This is a genomic window from Dyella solisilvae (assembly GCF_003351225.1).
GTDB lineage: Bacteria > Pseudomonadota > Gammaproteobacteria > Xanthomonadales > Rhodanobacteraceae > Dyella > Dyella solisilvae.
In genome coordinates, this window is record NZ_QQSY01000002.1 from 797,664 (window position 1) to 815,622 (window position 17,959).

Sequence of the window (17,959 nt, forward strand, 5' to 3'; positions counted from 1 at the left end):
GGCCGACTCCTGGAAGTGTGGATGACGAGCTTCGACCAGCCGCAGGCCGGCCTCTTGGTCGAGCACCTGCTGCCATCGCTGCTGGGCGCAAATCACTCGCCCTCGCAGGACCTTAAGGAGCGCACGCTCTTCTTCGGCGAGATCGGCAATGCTCTCGAACGGCTTCGCGGTCGCCTCACGATCATTTCGTCTCCACTGTATGTTGCGCGGGAATCCTCGCAGTATCCGTGGCTATGGCGCTACGTGAGTCACTTCACGGTGGGCGCGCACTCCCGGGCCGTGCAGCACGCCAAACTCTGGGCCTTCCATTGGAAGGTCAAAGACGAGGAACACCTCGATTTGTACGTTTCCTCCACGAACCTCACAACCTCCGCGTTCAAGACGCAGGTGCAGGCAGGCTGGCAGGTGTCGTTGCCGCTTGGCCAGCGCAATAGCCAGGTCACGCGTCGAACATGGGGGGAACTGGTGCCGTTCCTCGTCGCGCTCGGCGATTCCGCAGGAGAAATTGCGGCGACACACATTGCGCGGCTCATCACTCTACTTGGCCGCGTGGAGTGCCCCGCCGACGTCACGTTCGTCGCGAGCATTCCAGGGAACAAGAGCGCCGCCTGCCAGCTTCAGCAATTCACGCCATCCGAGCTTCACGTGCTGACGCCGACCATCGGCGAGTGGAACGACCGCACGCTTTCAGATTGGAGCATCGACGTCGGAGTCGCTTCCGGCAAGGTCCACCTCAAGTGGATCTCCACGGAGCACCCGTGGATCGGAAGGCACTCATGGAACAAAGCCCAGTCTGGCTGGACGCTCTCAACTTCTGCCAGCGACACGTTGAAGAAGTACGTGCAACTCGAGTGCATTCCAAGTGAGGCGAGATTCGCCAAAGAACATCGTGATGGTGACGATCGATGGAGCCACGCCAAGCTATACCTGCTACGAAGCGGTCGAAAGCGCCGACTTCTTGTGACCTCGGCGAATTGGAGCCCGGCGGCATGGGGCGCTGGGAAGATCAAGCCGCGCAACTTCGAGCTCGGCGTCGTCTTCGAGTCCAAGTGGACAGATCTCGAAGCGCTCGGCGAGCCGTTCGATCCGCCGGACACCATGCCCTTTTGCGTTGACCGTACCGATGAAGAGCGCGCATCCGCTCTTGAATGGGCTGAAGCCAGTTGGGACGGTAAGCGGATTCTGCTTCGTGCTCGCAGCTCCGATTCCTCTACGCCGATTAGCGCGATCGTCTTCTTCTCCGACGGGAAGGAGGGAAACTGTGAGCTTGTAGATGGTGACCCCCCTAGGCCTTGGACGGAAATGCCTTGGACGGACGCAACCCAAACGCCGCTCTTCACACGGTTCACACAGGGCACCGAGTCAATAGAGATCGATATCCTCGACCTTCGCCTGCCCACCGAGTTCGCAAAGACGCCGTTGCCTGAGGTCGCCCCCGCCCTCGCCGAAGCGCTTCGGGAGGCCTTCCTGCTTCAGCGCTACGGTGGTGCGGTCGTCGATCCAGAGTCCATTTCCGGTTTGGGCGGCGGACACAAGTGGCCGGGTGCCGGTACGCCCGCTACCGACTATTCCGTGCAGGAGTGGCTCGAGGCGAGCGCCGCATTTGATGTAGTGGACAACTGGCGCAAAGCACTCACAGATGCAGAAACAAGTGCAGAAAGTGATGCGGCTCAAATTGAGCTGATAAAACAAGATGGTAAGGAGTTGCGTACCCTTTTCAAGGGGCGCGAAGGACCCGCTGCTGCACTGGTTGCGGAGGAGCTTGGCTGGCGAATGGACCAGGACGCCTGATGGCCGACCTTCAGCTCGACGCCCGCAAGTGGCGCTTCCTGGACAACCCGAATAAGTACGCGAATAGCGAAACGGCGGTGGACGCTGATCTGCAATGCGAGCCGCTCGAGCGACAATTCAGAACGGCGAAAGAGATCCTTTTCCGCTTCCAGAAAGGGCATAGCGTGCTTCTGGCCGATGACGTAGGGCTCGGCAAGACGACCGTGGCTGCACTCATAGCGTGGGTGATCGCCTGTCAGGGCAAACGCGTGCGGATCTACGCGCCGAACAAAGTCTTGCAGCGCCGATGGGCCGAGGAACTCGAGCGCCACGTGCCGATGCTCGAGCACTTTGGTGCGAGCTATGACCGCATCAAACAAGGCAACACCGGGACTAAGCAAGGTGACGTCGGTAAGTTGAACGCGGGCCGCATTCAGGTCTCGACCCACTTCAAATTGATCGAGAGCTACCGCAAAGGTGAAGAGCGCACCGCGTGCGACCTGATGATTATCGACGAGGCCCACCGCGCGAAGGGAGATGGCAGCAGGTTCAACGAGGCACTCCATAACCTGGGCGACCGCGCGACGCGAAAGCTGATCCTTACCGCCACGCCATTCAGCATAAGGCTTACCGATCTGGAGCAACTACTTTGCTTTGTCGGTGCAAAGAAAATTGATCTGGACAAGGTGCGTTACTATGCAAATAAGTTGAAGAGCCTTTATGAATTGGGAGGCGGTCACGACGTTGATGCTGAAGCCGATCGACTCGTAAGCGCCGCGAGGGCCGCTATCGACGGGCTTCAGCCGTACCTTATTCGTCATGGTATCGACGATCTGTCAGCAGCGGAGCGAGAGCACTTCGGCGCTGCCAGTGCGGGGCGTTGGGACATCCCGACGGCCCCGGCGACACGAGGGGACCTCGAGCTCCTGCTACGGATGGTTCGCCTCCTCGAGCTCACGCCGGAGCGCAAGGGTGTGCGCCGCAACGATCCGCGATTTCACATCGGCTGGCAGCAGGTTGGTACCGAGCTGAAACGGGTAAATCAGGCATATCAAGCGGCGAAGCGAGCCAATTGTGACAATGATTACATCGTTCTTGGTAGGCACATCGAAGAAGCCAAGAACTCGTTGCGCAAACGTCAAAAGGATCCACACCCGAAGGTTTTGGCTGTTAGTGGTGCCATCCGCTCCACTGTCGTGAACGGTGGTGAGAAAGTGCTCGTGTTCTGCCACCACCGCGCGACGGCGAGCGAGCTGCTTGGCGCGCTGGAGAAGTCGTTGAAGGCAGAGAAGGTTATGCGGATTGGGCCGCCCGAGAAGAAGGTGTGGAGTGCAGCGTGGGGGTCTTTGCTGAGGGCCGAGGAGCTGTGGCCGAACGAGCAGGTGCGGCCGCGCGATTGTGGTGAGCTGATGGAGCCTATTGTCGACTGGCTGTGCTCGTCTGGAATTCGATGGCAGGTTGCTGGATGGCTCGACAAACCGGCGACCAATGCAGAGGCTCTGGCCGATCAACTCAAGAAGTCGAGGCCGCGCCATGCCGACGCTGAGAAGGTTCCGACCATAGCTGAAGCAGCGCGGACGCTGGTGAAATCTCTTCTTGACGAGCAGTCAAAGTCAACGCGCGCACTACTTAGAAATATGAAGAGGAAGGGACGGGCAGTAGGTGCTTCGCATCTTCCAGGTCGACTTGACGAGGGCCTTCGGGTCATGGGCTGGTGGACGCACGATCACGGCGATCCACCGAAGACGCTGTACACCGGCAACGAGCCTGACATCGTGCTCGCGCTCTTCAACAGCCCGTTCGGGCCCGATGTGCTTGTCACGACCGACCGCCTGAGCGAGGGGGTCGATCTGCACCGCTACTGTCGTCACCTCATCCATTATGAGCTTGACCCGAGCCCCGTGCGGACGCTGCAACGTAATGGGCGCCTGCGTCGCGTAGGTTCGTGGGCGGCCCTGACGGGACGGCCAATCTGCTACGCGTATCCAGCCTTCGGCGGTACACGTGACGAGAGGGCCGTCGCCGTCATGGAGCAACGCATCAGTGCGTTTGGCTTGCTGCTTGGCGGAGTCCCGACGATTGAAGATCAATCGATTGAGAGGGACCAGAGCTTCGCTATGAAGGTTCTCGACAATGCGAGAAAGCGCCTCGAGAAGCTTAATCGGCATCTCCATGTCTGATCTCGGCAGAACATCTGGCTGGGCATAGGAGGCAAAACGCTCTGAACTCATTTGCGCAAGGGCCATTTGCGTTGAGCGGGAGGAAAGTCACTTCGCATGACACAAGCGCTAATGCTGACGGTAGGAGCATACAAGCACGACCAGTACTTAAACTTGCCTTCTAAGAGAGCCTCCCACATTGCTGTACGAGCCAAGTTTCAAGGCGGCCGCAGTCTAGACGGTGTTCACCAAAGCGCGACGGATCGATAGGCCAGGCAACCGGGCAACGCGGCTGGCTGTAGCGCGGAAGATATGGCTGAGGTGCTGTCGCGCAAAATGTTGGTAAGAGGGCTGGTGTAATCAATCTGCTGACAGATGCTTCGTTATCGGTTCGGCAGTCGCTTGGGCATCTTCGACGAGCACCGCTTGTTTTGAGTGAGTGGGCAGGCCAACCAACCCACTCCTAGCGCATCACCGCACCAACACAGCCATCGCCTTGGCGCGGGTCATCGCAACGTAGACGAGCTGTGCAAGATCTGAATCATCTGGTACAGCGCCAAGCATGCCATGGGCGAGTACGACGACTCGATCGAACTCGAGTCCCTTGGCACGATGCATTGTCGAAACCCGCACAGCATCGTTAACAGCCGAGTCGGCTGTATCAGACTCGATCATGCTTACCGCAATGTTAAGGGACCTCAACGCCTGTGCCACCTGATCACGGATGACCTTGGTATGTGTCATCACGCACACTGATGGCCGTGACGGATCCAATCCGTCACCCCACCATTGATGCACACGATCAATTGCAACCTGCACGGCTTCCTGCGAACCAGGCGCGTCAACAATCTCAGGAGAGGGCCCATGGGACAGCGACTTGTAGCGCTGGTTGTCGTCACGACCTCCATCGAGATCGTCGATCTCACGCCCCTCCAAAAGCGCCACTGCCTGCTTCCGAATTTCGTCGGTGGTGCGGTAATTGAGATACAGCTTGCGCGAACGCCCGCGGATATCGATGCCGCAATGTCCCATCACGGCGCGATGCTTGGCATAGATGCGCTGATGACCATCCCCGACGAAAAACAGATCGTTCCTCTCTTTGGCGATCATGGCTCGAATTAACCGTAGCGCCTGAGGACCAAAGTCCTGCGTTTCGTCTACCACGATGGCCGAATACGGTGCGGGCGCCTCGTCCAAAGCAAGGAGTTGCGCTGCATCGTGGTACGCATCATCCACGTCTTTCAGCCGCTTGGAACTGAGGAGCGTTCGATACTCCTCGAACACCGGCCAGACGAGATCACGCTTGGCACGCCCCAGGATGGTACGACGCCCAATCCGCGACACTTGCCGGTAGCCGTCGAGATCCTGCACGCCTTGAGCAGCCACCACTCGCTCCCATTCCTCGACATAGAATGCCTCGTCAAGATCGAGCTTTGGGCTCACCACCTGCATGGCCTTACCCCATGCGTCATCGTCCCGCTTGTAGATAATGCGGTGCTCGTAGTTCTTGCCACGCAGATATCGATGCACCCATCGGTCGAGATTAATGACCTCAAGCCGATTGATCGCCGCGTCATCCATGAAAAGCGACTTCATGTTCTGCGCAACGTCCAACGCGAGATTCCGGGTAAAGGTAGTGAAGAGAACCTTTTGACCCTCTACAGTTCGGTTTTGAGCCAACCACTTGGCGCGATGCATGGCCAGCACAGTTTTTCCCGTGCCTGCGCCGCCGAGGATGCGCACGGGACCACTCCGGTCCCCAGCCGCAAGCTTGCGCTGAAGCGGGTGAAGGAACACTCGCCACTGCGCCAACGGAGCATTTAGGATCTCGGCCATCTCACTGTCACTAGTGACGACAACGAAGCGCGACTGGCTTTCCGCAGAATCGAGGGCCGCTGCGAAATTCGCCGTGTCGATGGACTGATTCACACGGGTTTCGCGCTCACCGAGGATCGTCGAGACACTGTCACCCGTCAGCACTAGGAACAATCCCTCGTACGCCTCCAGCGGAAGCGATGCCTGGGCCGCATCCAGATCCCGTTCATCGCACATCCGTCGGACTAGCGGGAGCAATTCCACCGGTGTACCCAACTGGACCAGCTGCTCATCCGTAACCGATGCAAATAGAGGTGTAACTGACTCGTCGGCCGTCGCGACATTTGCCTGCGTTGCAGGCACAGAAGCCCCAGTAGGTGGGAGCTCGTCCACGGACTCCAGACTGACAATCTGGAGCGAGCCCGTAGCTGGATTGACTGCAATCTTGCGCCGTTCGGCCCAACGGTAAGCCTCATCATGGTGATCGACGTGCAGCAGGATGTAGATGTCGCCTAATTCAGGCTTGAAGACGATCCCGCGCCAATCCTGGTCGATCCGCACCGAGCGCAAATTGCCGTCGCGTGCACCCTTGATGGTTTCGTAGTTGATGCCGGCCGCCGTTGGGTCCTGCTGAAACTTGAGTGCCCACTTCACGATTCGGGCGTGCATGGCTGACGGTAACTTGCCGAGCTTCAGCAAGAAATCCTGGGACAGTGCAACACGGGGTGCAAGACTCATGGTTCGATTACTCCTTGATCATCTTCAATACATGGCTGGCCCACTCGGTATCGTCTCCGAGCACCACCTTCCATGCCTGCGCCTTCCAACGCTCCTCTTGTCCCACTTGCGAGGACATCAGTACAACCACATGCGCCGATTCCCAGACGAGCTCGGCCTCGGCGACCACCTCGCCATCAGACTCCCATTCGAAACCGACATGGTCTGGTGGTTCAACGTGCTGTGCATGCAAGAATTGCAGCCCAGCCCGCATGGACTCGAGAGTCGAGGCTAACGTCTGTGCCCAGACACCATCGCCATCGTCAGTAGCAGACACAGTGCGTCGATTGGCCAAGTCCGCATAGTCACCGTGCGCAATGCCTTCATCTTCAACCAAGAAGAGATTTGGCAGTACCTGCAATTGATTGAACAGCATCAACCATTGTTGCCACGCGGACTTCAACGCTGCGGCATCTGCAGCACGCAAGCTATGCAATTGGACGACGCCATAACCGGCCGAGAAATCGCCCTTCAGATAACCTGGAGGCCACGCCACGCTCACGACGGCTGGGCCATCGGTGTCGACTGACAGGGCACTGGACGCTCCTGCAGGTGCGACATTCATGCCCTCGGGAAGAGTTGCGGCCAATCGCTCCAGCGTCGCCTCAGCCAAGGCGTGTTCAACGTCGTTCGGCGGTACAGTCAGCCGGCACACAAGGATCGCCGCCAAACGTTGTTGCCGCTCGAAGCCCAAGTCCGATGATTCCGTGTTGCTGGCGATCGCCAACCAACGCAACAAGGACGCCACTGCATTCTCAGGAGCCGGTGGCGGAGTGATACCCAGACGGGCCATCGCGTGTTTAGCCAACGCGTCCGTATCAGCGCGCCGATGTAGCGCCACCACATCGACCTCGCTGCTTACCGATCCGGACAAGGCTGCAGCCACGTCGTCCCATGTCACCGACCACACCCAGTAGCGACCGCTGGCGACCAGGGCCGAGCGCTTGCGCGCGTCCTCGCGCAGGCATTCGCGATGGTAAGCCCAACCATCGGCGAAGACGGCGATCGGCCGACGCGAAGTCCCCGGGCGCACAGGCACCAGCAGGAAGTCCGGGCGTGATGCAGCAACCACACCATGTTCCAAGCCGAGATCCACTTGGGTGCGCATCCAGTAGCGTTCGGCACCAACTTCCAACAGGTAACCCGTCTTGCCCTGTACCACTTCCTGCATGACGCGGACCGTGGGCAGCTTCTCGACGCCGCTCAAGCGACGAAGGCTTTCTACGAAGCGCGATTCCAGCTCGGAATCGAACTGTGGGTTGATGAAGATCTCCGAAATGGATTTGACCCGCTCCAGACGGTCAAGCGAACCCACAAGCTCCCCCAGCACTGCGGCCGCCGAGCGGCGCGACACCATGGCCATCGCGCGCCCCTGCCGATACTGATAAAGGCAGCGATAGCACCCATCTTTTTCCGGATTCTCGTTGCAGGTACAGCTCTGGATGGCCGCATAGGCTTGCTTGAGGACCTCGCCCAGCGTCTGCGCATCCTGACTCAGCACCTGGTGCAAGTAGCCGGTGCCACCAGGCACCGAGTCATACAGCAGCACGTAGTGACGCCTGGGGGCGCCCTCCTTACCGGGCTCTTCCTGCGCCGTGATGCGCAGATGGTCCACTTTGCCACCAAAGCGCTTCTTCAATCCCAGCTGCAACGAGGCCATGAACGACTGCAGTACCGTTTCATCCAGGCCTGATCGCGTGTACGGCACCAGGATGCGCAATGCCTCAGAAGCAAACTCGCGGTACAGATACAGGCAATCGATGATGTGCTTCGGATCGTCACTGCCATAAGCCTGGCAGTCGCGCACATGGGTCTGGGCTGGACCCGCCTCGCCTGCCAGGTTGCGTCGCGGCGGCTTCTGAACCATCCCGCAGTGGCGGCACAGCTTAAATCCCGGCCGCACCGATTCCTGGTCGGCCACGCGGAAGCTCTCGCCTGCCTTCCCACGTTCGCCAAAATTAATGTCGCGAAAGTTCGCATGGCGGATGAACTCGAAGCCGAACGCCAAAGCATCTGATTCCAGCTTCCACGCGATCTCAACGGCGTCGGGCTCGAAATCCACGAGCAACTGGCGCAGGAAAAAGCGCGGCTCGCGGTCATCGCTGCTGTCATCAATGCGCGCATAGCGATCGTTGGCATTGGCCATGGCCTGCCTAAAGCGAAGCAGGGTCCGCTTCTGCGTCACATTGGCCCACATCGCATCACCACAGCGCGGGCAGGCGGCGTGGGCATCTCCCGTCTGGTCCACGTTTTCCATGTGATGGCAGGCCGGACACAGCCGCCATTGCTCGGCCTTGGCGAGATCCATGTTGACCTGATCAATTTCGACGCGTCGCCGATTGGCATAGAAGCGATTTTCTGGAGCAAACTCGGACAGTGCAGACGATGCAGGGCGCTCATAAGTCTGCGCCGGAAGCGTCACGTAGGCGCCAGATCCCTCCTCACCATCACCTCGTTTGCGCCACAGCAAGGACTTGAGTTCGACACCAGCTTCGGGAAACGCATAGTTCGGAATCAGTCCGGCATCAGTCAGCGTGCCAAGAAGTTCACGCGCGCTAATCTCCCGGGCCTGCCCCAGTGCCGAGTCACGCTCGCGGGTCAACTCATCGATCTGGACCTGGGTGGCCTCATCAGCGGGCTGCTGCCGGAGCACTTGGATCAAACGCTTGCCTTCCTCAGCCCGGCGCCGCAGGGTGGCTCGCTCCCGGGCCAGCTCCTCCAACAACTTGAGGAGTCCAATCCGCAGGCCATCAAGATCTCCCTGACCAAGCATGTAGTCGCTCAGGCGCTCACGAACTCGCGACTGGACCTCGCCGCCCAGCAGGCCGAAGAATTGTTCAAGCAACACCATTTCATTTTGCTGTACGTACGTCAGCAAGTTGTAAGGGAAGCGCGCGAGTTCGTTCTTTTCTACGGCATCCAGCGCCACTCCGGTTTTGTCCGGGAAGGAGGTCTCTGGAATGCCTGTAGCCACCCAACTGTCGATACAGAAGGCAAGCAACTGGCGCCGCATGACCTCTGCAGCCTGCAGGAAGACTCCCGGTGGATTGACTTCACCGGCCATCATTTCCAACGGTTGCTCGTAGAAATAAAGGTCATGCGGACTGGCACCATCGGCCAAGGTCACCACAACCGCATTGCCGTCCCGGCGACCGGCACGACCGATACGCTGCAAGTAACTCGCTTGTGTCGGCGGTACTGAGCAAAGCAGCACGGACGACAGGTCACCAATGTCCACGCCCATTTCCAAGGTGGGTGTGGCCGACAACAGGTTTTCATACCAAGGCTTGCTGGTAGATGCGCGCGCCTTGAAGCGGACTTCCAGTGCCTCTCGCTGCTCGCGCTCGAGCAGGCCGGTGTGCTCGGCCGCGATCACACGACGAATATCACCCTCCCGAAACCGTCGAGCCATCCAGCCGTCAGCTCCATTCAGCGGCCGAGCTTCGGCATAGCTCTCTTGCATAGCATCGACGCAGGGCATGCCCTGCAAGCGCTCCGCCAAATCCACCGCCACCGTCAACGGTCGCTTACCCTGTGCCGAACGTAGCTGGACCACGTCCGATTTCAGATATAGGCGGTCGGCCGCGAGGGCGAGCGAACGCCCGGGGACACCTTCTGCCGCCACCAACACGCCATTGGCTAACAAGGCATTGATAGCCACCCCATAGATGTCTTCGTCACCCCGCTTCGGCAGCAATACGTCGCGCCCCAGGCAAGCCGCCAACCACTGCTGATACCAACTGCGGCCCTGGCCTTGCACCAATCGATCAAAATCTGGGTGTCGACCCAGCGTGAGCATTGCCGGGTGTGCCGCCTTGGAACCCATGGCCGGCAGCCAGTCTTCACGTCGCTGGCTGGCTCGAAAACTGAAGAGTCCGCCCTCCCGGGCGTAGTGCTCCATTTCTGGGTGACTCACTGCACCCCGCTGGCGCAGATGGATCAGAAACCCCCACAACCATTGCAAGACACGTGAGCTGGTCAAGCTGTGGAGACCAAACTGTTCTCGCAACGTGTCGCATACTGAGCCGGCCATCTCGTCCAATGCATCCGCAGGCAGCGTCAATGTCGCCAAACCGAGGCGATCAAGGGTGCGACCCCGCCGACTGAGATAGGTGAATTCCGCCACTGCCTGCCAGGCCAGACGTTTGCTGACTCTCTCCAACAAGCGGCCATCGCTGGGCAAATGCCCGGTCAGCTGCAAACGTTCCCAGTCAGCCTGCCACATCATGTTCGGACCGATGAACTCGGTGACGAACTCCTCCGGTGTAAGCGACGCAGATCGCGCCGGATCGAGCCACAGCGCTGGCAATTGCTGCAAATAGTGCAGCCACGGCACCGTAGGTTGGGCCATGACCTGCAGCGCGCGCGTCATCGCCATGCGCACATTGTTCAGATAGGTTCGGCTGCTGAAAAAGCCGGCGCGATGCGCAGCATCCTGTACCGAATCGGAAAAGGCGATCAACTTCTTGTCGTCGTTGTACGGCGTGGCCCAGCTCTGCTCGATCAGCTGCGCGCCAAGCGTGGCATTGCGCGCACCTAGCAACAGCAATCGGTCGCGCGTGCTGCAGGCCGGACATACCTGCACATGCCAGTTGAAGTTCACACCACCGCGCTCGGTTTGGCGCTGCTCCAGGATCTCCCAGACGGCAGTCATTTCCTCATGACCGCAGGCACCACACTTGCCGTCGCTATCCTGCAAAGAGCCACAGCGTCCACACAGGTATTGATGACGCGCGTCGCACTGTGGCCGCAGTCCCGACGCTGGATACAGGCGCGACACTTCCGGGGCCGAACGGAACCAGGCGTTGTAAATTGCCTCTAATTCCATGTCGATGCGGGTGGCACTATCCGGTCGGCGCGCCAGCCAACCAGTCGTGTGACACTCCGTGCATTGCACCAGCGGCAAACGAATGCCCTCAGGTGCCGCCTTTAGGTCCGCAGCTGAGCGCAGCGCCACCTGCCCACCTTCCCGGCGCACGTTAGCAACCAAGCGCCGCAGTTCGCGCATCCACAGCTGCACTCGCAAGGTCACCAGCGGGCGGCGGGGATTGGCAGGATCCCGCGCCCATGCAAGCAGGGCCACCAGGGCATCGAGCACGCGCTCCGCGTGCGGCCGAGCAACGGCGGGCATTGGGCCAGTCAGTTGCTCTTTCAGAAGTGGCCACTCACCAATACCGCCCTTGAGGACGCGCAACAAGTTGTGAACCAGTAGATGCCGCTTCAGCAGCGCGCCCAGCTCGCCGCGCCACGCGGCGTCCCTCACATTCGTCGGTAACGGCAGTCCCGAAAAGAACAACGCGAACCACGCCTCGATCGCCGCCTCCTGCGAGCGATAGCGCGCCGCATCCAGCGTCGCGCCGATGTCATCACGCCCCTGCAGGACATGTTCTATGGTGGCATCGCCCAGAAAGTCCGCTACGCTCTCGCGACTCTCGGTGATCACAGAGGCGTCCGAAAACTCACTGGCAAAGATCTGTCGCGCGTAATCGCGAAGCGGCAAGGTATCGCCGTCGCCAAGCGTGGCCGACGTGCCCGCGCAGATTAGATAACCATCGGGTGTATTCAGACGCGCTCGCAGTCGGCGCAACAGCATGGCCAGATCCGTGCCTTGCGCACCATCGAACGTGTGCAACTCGTCCACCACTGCATAGCGCAGCGTGTTTGGCTGATTGTGTGCCCACAGAGGCCGATCCTTGGGACGAATCAGCAGGTAGTCGAGCATCTTGTAGTTGGTCAGCAGAATATCTGGAGGCGCCTTGCGCAAGCTGTCCCGATCTGTGATCACCGTCGTCGCCGTCATCGATGCGCCGGTGCCAGGCTTTCCCTTGGCACCGCCCACATATAACCCCACCCGCAAATCCTTAAACTCTGGTGTAGCGGCAATGACCTCAGCAAAGCGCCTGGCCTGGTCGGTGGCGAGCGCATTCATTGGATAGATCACCAGCGCCTTGATTCCTTTCACTTGGCCGGCCGCGCGTGTTCGCACGCAATGGTCAAGCAGGGGATAGAGGAAGCATTCCGTTTTACCGCTACCCGTGCCCGTGGCCACGAGCGTATTAGCCGCACCACGATCACTTGCGAGGCGCCTCCACGCGGACTCCTGATGGCTGTAACCAGGGTAAGGCAAGGTAAAGCCGTCGAAGAAGGCGGTTCCCTCCACGCCCATCCGAAACGGCAATCCAGCCTGCAGATAAGGCCCCTTGCCTATGCCGTCCAGCCCTTCGACGAAGCGCTGCATCACGCCACCAAAGAACGTGTCGGACGGCTCGTACGCGGTGATCAGAAAGCGACTAGTGCTCTCTCGAATTTCATGGGCGAGGATGGACGGCAGCATGGTTTTCCCTGTCCCCACTCGTGCCGGCTATGCGCTAGCAGAATGGGCTTGCTTAATCAGGATACTTTGTGTGGTTCTCGCAGATTGACTTCGTTGCGTGTCGAAAAAAAATCCCACGCGATGCGGTAGTCGGCTTCGCGATTTGCGAGAGTGAAGGGGGCCTCGTAGCGAAAACGTTTCTGGTGCGGTCCGTTGACGAGCGTATCGTCCAAAAGCTGTTGTTCAATGACCGTACCCTCTGGCGCGTCCTTGATGTCGTCCCAACCGTGATTGCCTTTGATGACCTTGCCGTTGGGATAGGTGATTACCGTCTGCGGTTCTTTGCGAGCGCCGCTACGCGGGAGACCGACACCCACTAGGCCCTTTGAGTTGGTGAAGACGATTCGGCCATGGATGTCATACCAAGTGTCGCGCTCGTAATGCTGCATCACTGGAAAAGTTGCGCGGTAGATTAGGAGGAGCTCGTCGAGGGTAAGTCCGAGTGCCTGGGCGACCAACACGTCAATCTCTACCAGCGCCATACGACGGGCGTAGTCAGTCCGCAGCGCGCAGTCACGTGTCCAGTCGCTGGTGAGCGCGGTGAAAAAGTCCTGTGGCAGACGCGGATCATCCGGCTGGCTCCAGCATTGATCAGTGAATGCCAGATCGAAGGCTCCTTGCCAAAGGTCCGCATAATAGGAAGTGAGGCAATTGAGCCCAAGAATCCGTGCGGAAACTGACGCATCCGCACAAGCATCGGGTAGCATCAATCGTTCGGCTGAGTCCTGCCGAAAATTGCTCATCCCTTTCGAGCGAATATAGAAATCTGCGATAAGCGACGACCAAGCCGCGGCAGCGGCAATTAACTCTCTCGTTGCTTTAAAGGCGACAGAAAATACGCCGTCGATATGGGTAACTTCTGGCGGGCATATGGCGCCAATCAATGTGCGCTCGCCCGAAAGCGGGATCATTTTCCGCGCCACGAAACGATAGTAATCCGTCACCGACCCTGCAACTTCCGATTTCTCTCTCGCCCAGCTCACACGTGGGACTCGACGAGCGTATTCCGCTCGATTAGCCATTCGGTGGTAATTACTACGTGGCAGGTAGTCGTCAGGGAGTGATTGCAAGTCAAGCACGTCATAGTGGGCCTTTTCTGTACAGACACGACGCGGCGACTTGTTATAAGGGTTGGCGAGGAAAAAGTGTGGGCCGGAGAGCACCAAGTCCGCCGGCTCGGCCGGAAAGCCGTTGTCGCCCGAGGCGCGACGCAAGAGGATACCTTCACGCTGTGAATGTGTTTCATCAAACATCACGGTCGGAGAGTAATCCTCTCCAAGATCGGCAAGGCGGCGCGGGAAGTCAGCCAACTTGCGCAGCGCACTGTTCAGTGCACCTGCATGCACGGACGGCAAGCGAGCGCGTCTTGGTGGCGTGTCGGGTTCATCGTAGAGTCGGGCAAAGACAGCGAGCGCGGTTTCGTCCACATGCACAATCCGGTCACTGTGGCCCGCAGTGTTCCAGTGCCCAACGTCATTCTTAATGCCGCCTGGAGAGCCAGTCCCGTCGTGTTGATAACAAGCATCTACCGTCGCAGGCACAAACAGATTGGCGACACTGTCGAAGTCAACCTGGGGGCACACACCTCCATAGATGTTGATGCTGTACTTCAGCCTGTGGCCAATCGGAAAGAGCATGAGCTGATTCTGAAACTGAAAGTGCGCCCGTAAGCGCGCGTACATCGCTTCACGGAGGAAACCACCCTTGGGATCCTCATACGGCCCCTCCGGATGCAACAGGCCAGTAACGCCCCGGTTGCAGGCCAGCCGCCACGCAACTGGAAGGAAACACTTGTACAGGTTGGCCTGCACACCCCTCAGTAACGGATAGTTTTGCACCGCATTGAGCATAGATTGCGTGCCCTCGGCTTCCTCCATTTCAGCCGTCCAGTCAGATTGCAGGCCGGAGAAACGCGCGAAGGCTTCAGCACGCAATTTTGCTAAATCACTTGCGCTTACCTTTCGGATTGCGAAGAGGGGGTTGGCCTCGCCCAGTACGCCCGCCTCGTTCCACTCCACTTTGAGCCACGGCGGGTTACCTAACACCAGATCGAACCCCCCCCGGCTGCGGAAGATGTCTGCGAAGGCCAACTCCCAGTGCATGAATCGTCTGCGGCGAGCAATGCCTTCGACTGCGGCGACTCGGGGAAAAACCTCGCGTAGCTTGGTGATACGTAGGCGGCCAAGGCGATCGTGTAGCACGGGCGAAGCCGTGGGGTCCGGCTGCGCATCGAAGCCAGCCAGCGTAGCTTGAGGCCGGGGCGTTGAGAGGCCCGCCCCACCCTCATCACCGCCCTCCCTCCCTAGGGGAGGGGGAAATAGCAGGTCGGCCTGTGGGGCAAGATCTACGATATTGCCCTCGAGAATGGCGCCAATTTCCATCCACCACTCCTCGCGCGTGGGCAACGACGCGCTTTGGCGAATCGGCCAAAACCACAGCGCGCACCAGTAGTCCATCACCAACTTTAGGCGGCGGTAGGGGGTGGCTTCGTCAGCATCTTCATTGAATAGACCGCGCCTTCGCGTGTCTTCTTTGTCGGCCCGAGTTCCGACTGGCGTGGCGACATCGGACTGCGGCCACACGCACAGCGCGTCCTCGGTGGCAGCACGGTCCCTAGCCAAGATGCGAGCGTGCTCAGCCCACAGCTCATCAACTTTCTGGCTGAGCTGCTGCAGTCGGCCGATCTCATGGTCATCGAGCGGCTTGCAGAAGTCCTTGCGCCATCGCTTTAGGCGCTCGAAATCATCCGGGTAGAGGCTCTTGGCTACTTTGTCAGTGTAGCTAGCCATCCCAGGGTCCGGCAGCAGGAAATGGAAGACCTCGCTGGATTTGCGGTCGGCCTGCTGCGGATCCAGCCTTCGTGGAGCCTCTTCATGCCAAGCCGGCCTGGCGCCTTTCCGCAGGCTACTGGCGGGATACACTTCGTTGCGCGCGCCGATGAGGCTGTTGCCGTCAAACAGCTGGTAGCCAAACCATGGCACGCGAGCAGGGCGCGGGCGTCCCTGCTCGTCCTCGCCGTTGCCGTAGATGGCGTTGAGCCACAATGAGACTTCGGCCAACTCAACCGCAACTGGATTGAGATCGACTCCGTAGACATTCCGGTCGGCGAGATACATGCGCACTTTTTGCAGCTCGCGAGGATAGTCGTCGTGCGGAATGCGACGGCGGGTTTCTTCCTGTTTCAGCTCAAGATATTTTTCGGCAAGTTGATTGACTGCTTCATTTAAGAACGCAGCGCTGCCCATGGCCGGCTCGACTACTGTGAGCTCGAGAATTTCGTCGGCATGCCTGCCAACCAGCAACTCCTTTAGCGCGTACTTGACCAAGCATTGGGTGAGCACCTGCGGCGTGTAGTAGCTCGCGCTCTTCTGGCGGTCACGGCCGGCAAGGCGGTAGATGAAGCTGCCTTTTGGGTAGCGCCGAAGTTGCTTGTGGCCATCCTCGTTGACGAACGTGACGCGCTCGCTGTCCTTGTATTCGTGGATGCGGCTTTCGGGGACGAACCAGGCACTGTCCATCATGTCGGTGCTGGCGCCACTTTCTTGGGCAACACCGTCTTCTTCCTCTCCATCGTCGTCGCCAGCGTTAACCCTCTTCGCGGCGGGCTGCACTTCGAATAAATCCTCCTTGGCGAAGAATCCGCGATAAGACAGCAGCGCCTCGTATACCGCGCCGAGCTGATTGATCGACAGCAACTGATAACTGACCCGGCCGCGACGCTGGCGGCCCTTACCGCTGGTGAGCGACATCTGGCGTATGACGGTTTGCCAGACATGGTTAGGAAACCTCAGACGGTTGAGCAGCGAGGTGGAGGCGGGGTCGAACAGGCGGCTGTCGAGTGGTGCCAGAGTAAAGGCGTCCCTCACGCTGGCGGCATGACCACGCAATTGAGGGTTAATGGCCACCTCAGTGCCATGGTGAATCAGGCCGAATAGGCGCTTCAAGGTAGCGTCGAGGTAAAACCCGTCGCGCGCCTGCGGCGTGTTCAGCGGCACTTGCTCCAGATCGCGCAAGGATTCAAGACTGTAGCCCTTGAGATAGGTTTCGCTACGCTGGATCGGCACGTAGCCAAGTTCTGGCCGCGCCTCGATGTAGAACACGAAAAGCAGCCGGTACATCAGGCGCAGGCATTCGAGGCTAAGTTGCTCCGCATCAAGCTCGCCGCGACCAGAGAATACCGATTTTTTTTGTTCCTCCGCCAGCGCGCGCAGCTGGTTGGCAGCTTCGTTGCCGAGCAGTTCGATCGCTTCGCGAATAGCGTATTTCAGATCCTCACTGACGCCGAAAGCGTGCTTATGGGCATTCTCGTCGAGGCCGTCGAGCAAGATGCTGCCATCGTCCGGGGCCAGACTTTCGCGATGCAGCAGCGCTGCAGTGGCTTCCAACGTAGGAGTATCGCGGCGATCGAGGATCTCCGCCCACGTGAAGCGCAAGGCGCGGTTGTTGGGCCACTTGTAGCGATCGACCAATAGCCAGTCGTCCAGGCCTACTAGCAGCACGAAGCGAGGTGTATCGTCGGCACCAAACACGGCCTCAGATAGCCAACTGGTCCAGGTGGCGTTTTTTGCATCCTTCGGCGGGTCGCCAGGATAGACCGACAGGTCAATCGGCTGGTCAAGGATGTCTTCGTCCGAGTAACCGGGCATCGCAGCTGGGATCACCAGCAACTGCGCAGCGCGATCAATGGGGCCGAGACGCTGCCAGACGCGCAGGGGTACATGGGCCACCAGCTCAAGTACACTGGGCGTGATGGCATAGCCGAGCGCAGCCAGCAACGGACGCTGAAGTTCGGCAAAGGCGGCGTGGAAAGCGTCGGGATCTTGGATGGACCGGAGCTTTTCACGCTGGCGGAACCAGCGGCCACCGCAACCGGCAAGTACGCGCTGCGGGCTGCGCCAGTCGCCACCCTCAACTTTGGCGGCTTCCTCGCTGGCGCTCCATACGTCCAGCCGCTCGCGGATGTCGCCCTTGAACACCTCGGCCAGGTAGTGGTGGCCGTAGAATTCGTTTTCGTTGGTGATGCCGGCAAAGACGTCGGCGTTTTCCACGGCCATCAGGGGCAATT

General features: G+C 59.5%; 5 protein-coding genes. 2 read left to right on the plus strand and 3 right to left on the minus strand.

Annotation, left to right across the window (positions count from 1 at the left end; genetic code table 11):
• Window positions 1-21: 21 nt before the first annotated feature.
• Together DVT68_RS10695 and DVT68_RS10700 are read left to right on the plus strand one after the other, a co-directional pair.
• Window positions 22-1,791 (plus strand): phospholipase D-like domain-containing protein, encoded by a 1,770-nt coding sequence (locus DVT68_RS10695; RefSeq protein WP_114825043.1) that lies wholly within the window; start codon window positions 22-24, stop codon window positions 1,789-1,791.
• The gene (locus DVT68_RS10700) at window positions 1,791-3,950 is read left to right on the plus strand and encodes a DEAD/DEAH box helicase (protein ID WP_114825044.1); all 2,160 of its coding nucleotides are present in this window, start codon (window positions 1,791-1,793) and stop codon (window positions 3,948-3,950) included. Before DVT68_RS10695 ends, DVT68_RS10700 begins: the two co-directional genes overlap by 1 nt.
• A 450-nt stretch (window positions 3,951-4,400) precedes the next feature.
• Here DVT68_RS10700 and DVT68_RS10705 read toward each other — a convergent pair whose 3' ends face one another.
• Genes DVT68_RS10705 through DVT68_RS10715 form a run of 3 tightly spaced genes read right to left on the minus strand, consistent with a single transcriptional unit; the run spans window position 4,401 to window position 17,948 of the window.
• Window positions 4,401-6,482, minus strand: a complete 2,082-nt coding sequence (locus DVT68_RS10705) for a UvrD-helicase domain-containing protein (RefSeq protein ID WP_114825045.1) — start codon at window positions 6,480-6,482, stop codon at window positions 4,401-4,403.
• A gap of 7 nt (window positions 6,483-6,489) precedes the next feature.
• Window positions 6,490-12,855 (minus strand): DEAD/DEAH box helicase, encoded by a 6,366-nt coding sequence (locus tag DVT68_RS10710; RefSeq protein ID WP_114825046.1) that lies wholly within the window; start codon window positions 12,853-12,855, stop codon window positions 6,490-6,492.
• Window positions 12,856-12,911: 56 nt separating this feature from the next.
• Window positions 12,912-17,948: a DNA methyltransferase family protein gene (locus DVT68_RS10715; protein WP_114825047.1), complete on the minus strand. Its 5,037-nt coding sequence runs from the start codon at window positions 17,946-17,948 to the stop codon at window positions 12,912-12,914.
• Window positions 17,949-17,959 lie beyond the last annotated feature (11 nt).

Excerpts from the sequence above, each read along its gene's own strand:
- DVT68_RS10695 (WP_114825043.1), top strand. The coding sequence starts at position 22 with ATGACGAGCTTCGACCAGCCGCAGGCCGGCCTCTTGGTCGAGCACCTG.
- DVT68_RS10700 (WP_114825044.1), top strand. The coding sequence starts at position 1,791 with ATGGCCGACCTTCAGCTCGACGCCCGCAAGTGGCGCTTCCTGGACAAC.
- DVT68_RS10705 (WP_114825045.1), bottom strand. The coding sequence starts at position 6,482 with ATGAGTCTTGCACCCCGTGTTGCACTGTCCCAGGATTTCTTGCTGAAG.
- DVT68_RS10710 (WP_114825046.1), bottom strand. The coding sequence starts at position 12,855 with ATGCTGCCGTCCATCCTCGCCCATGAAATTCGAGAGAGCACTAGTCGC.
- DVT68_RS10715 (WP_114825047.1), bottom strand. The coding sequence starts at position 17,948 with ATGGCCGTGGAAAACGCCGACGTCTTTGCCGGCATCACCAACGAAAAC.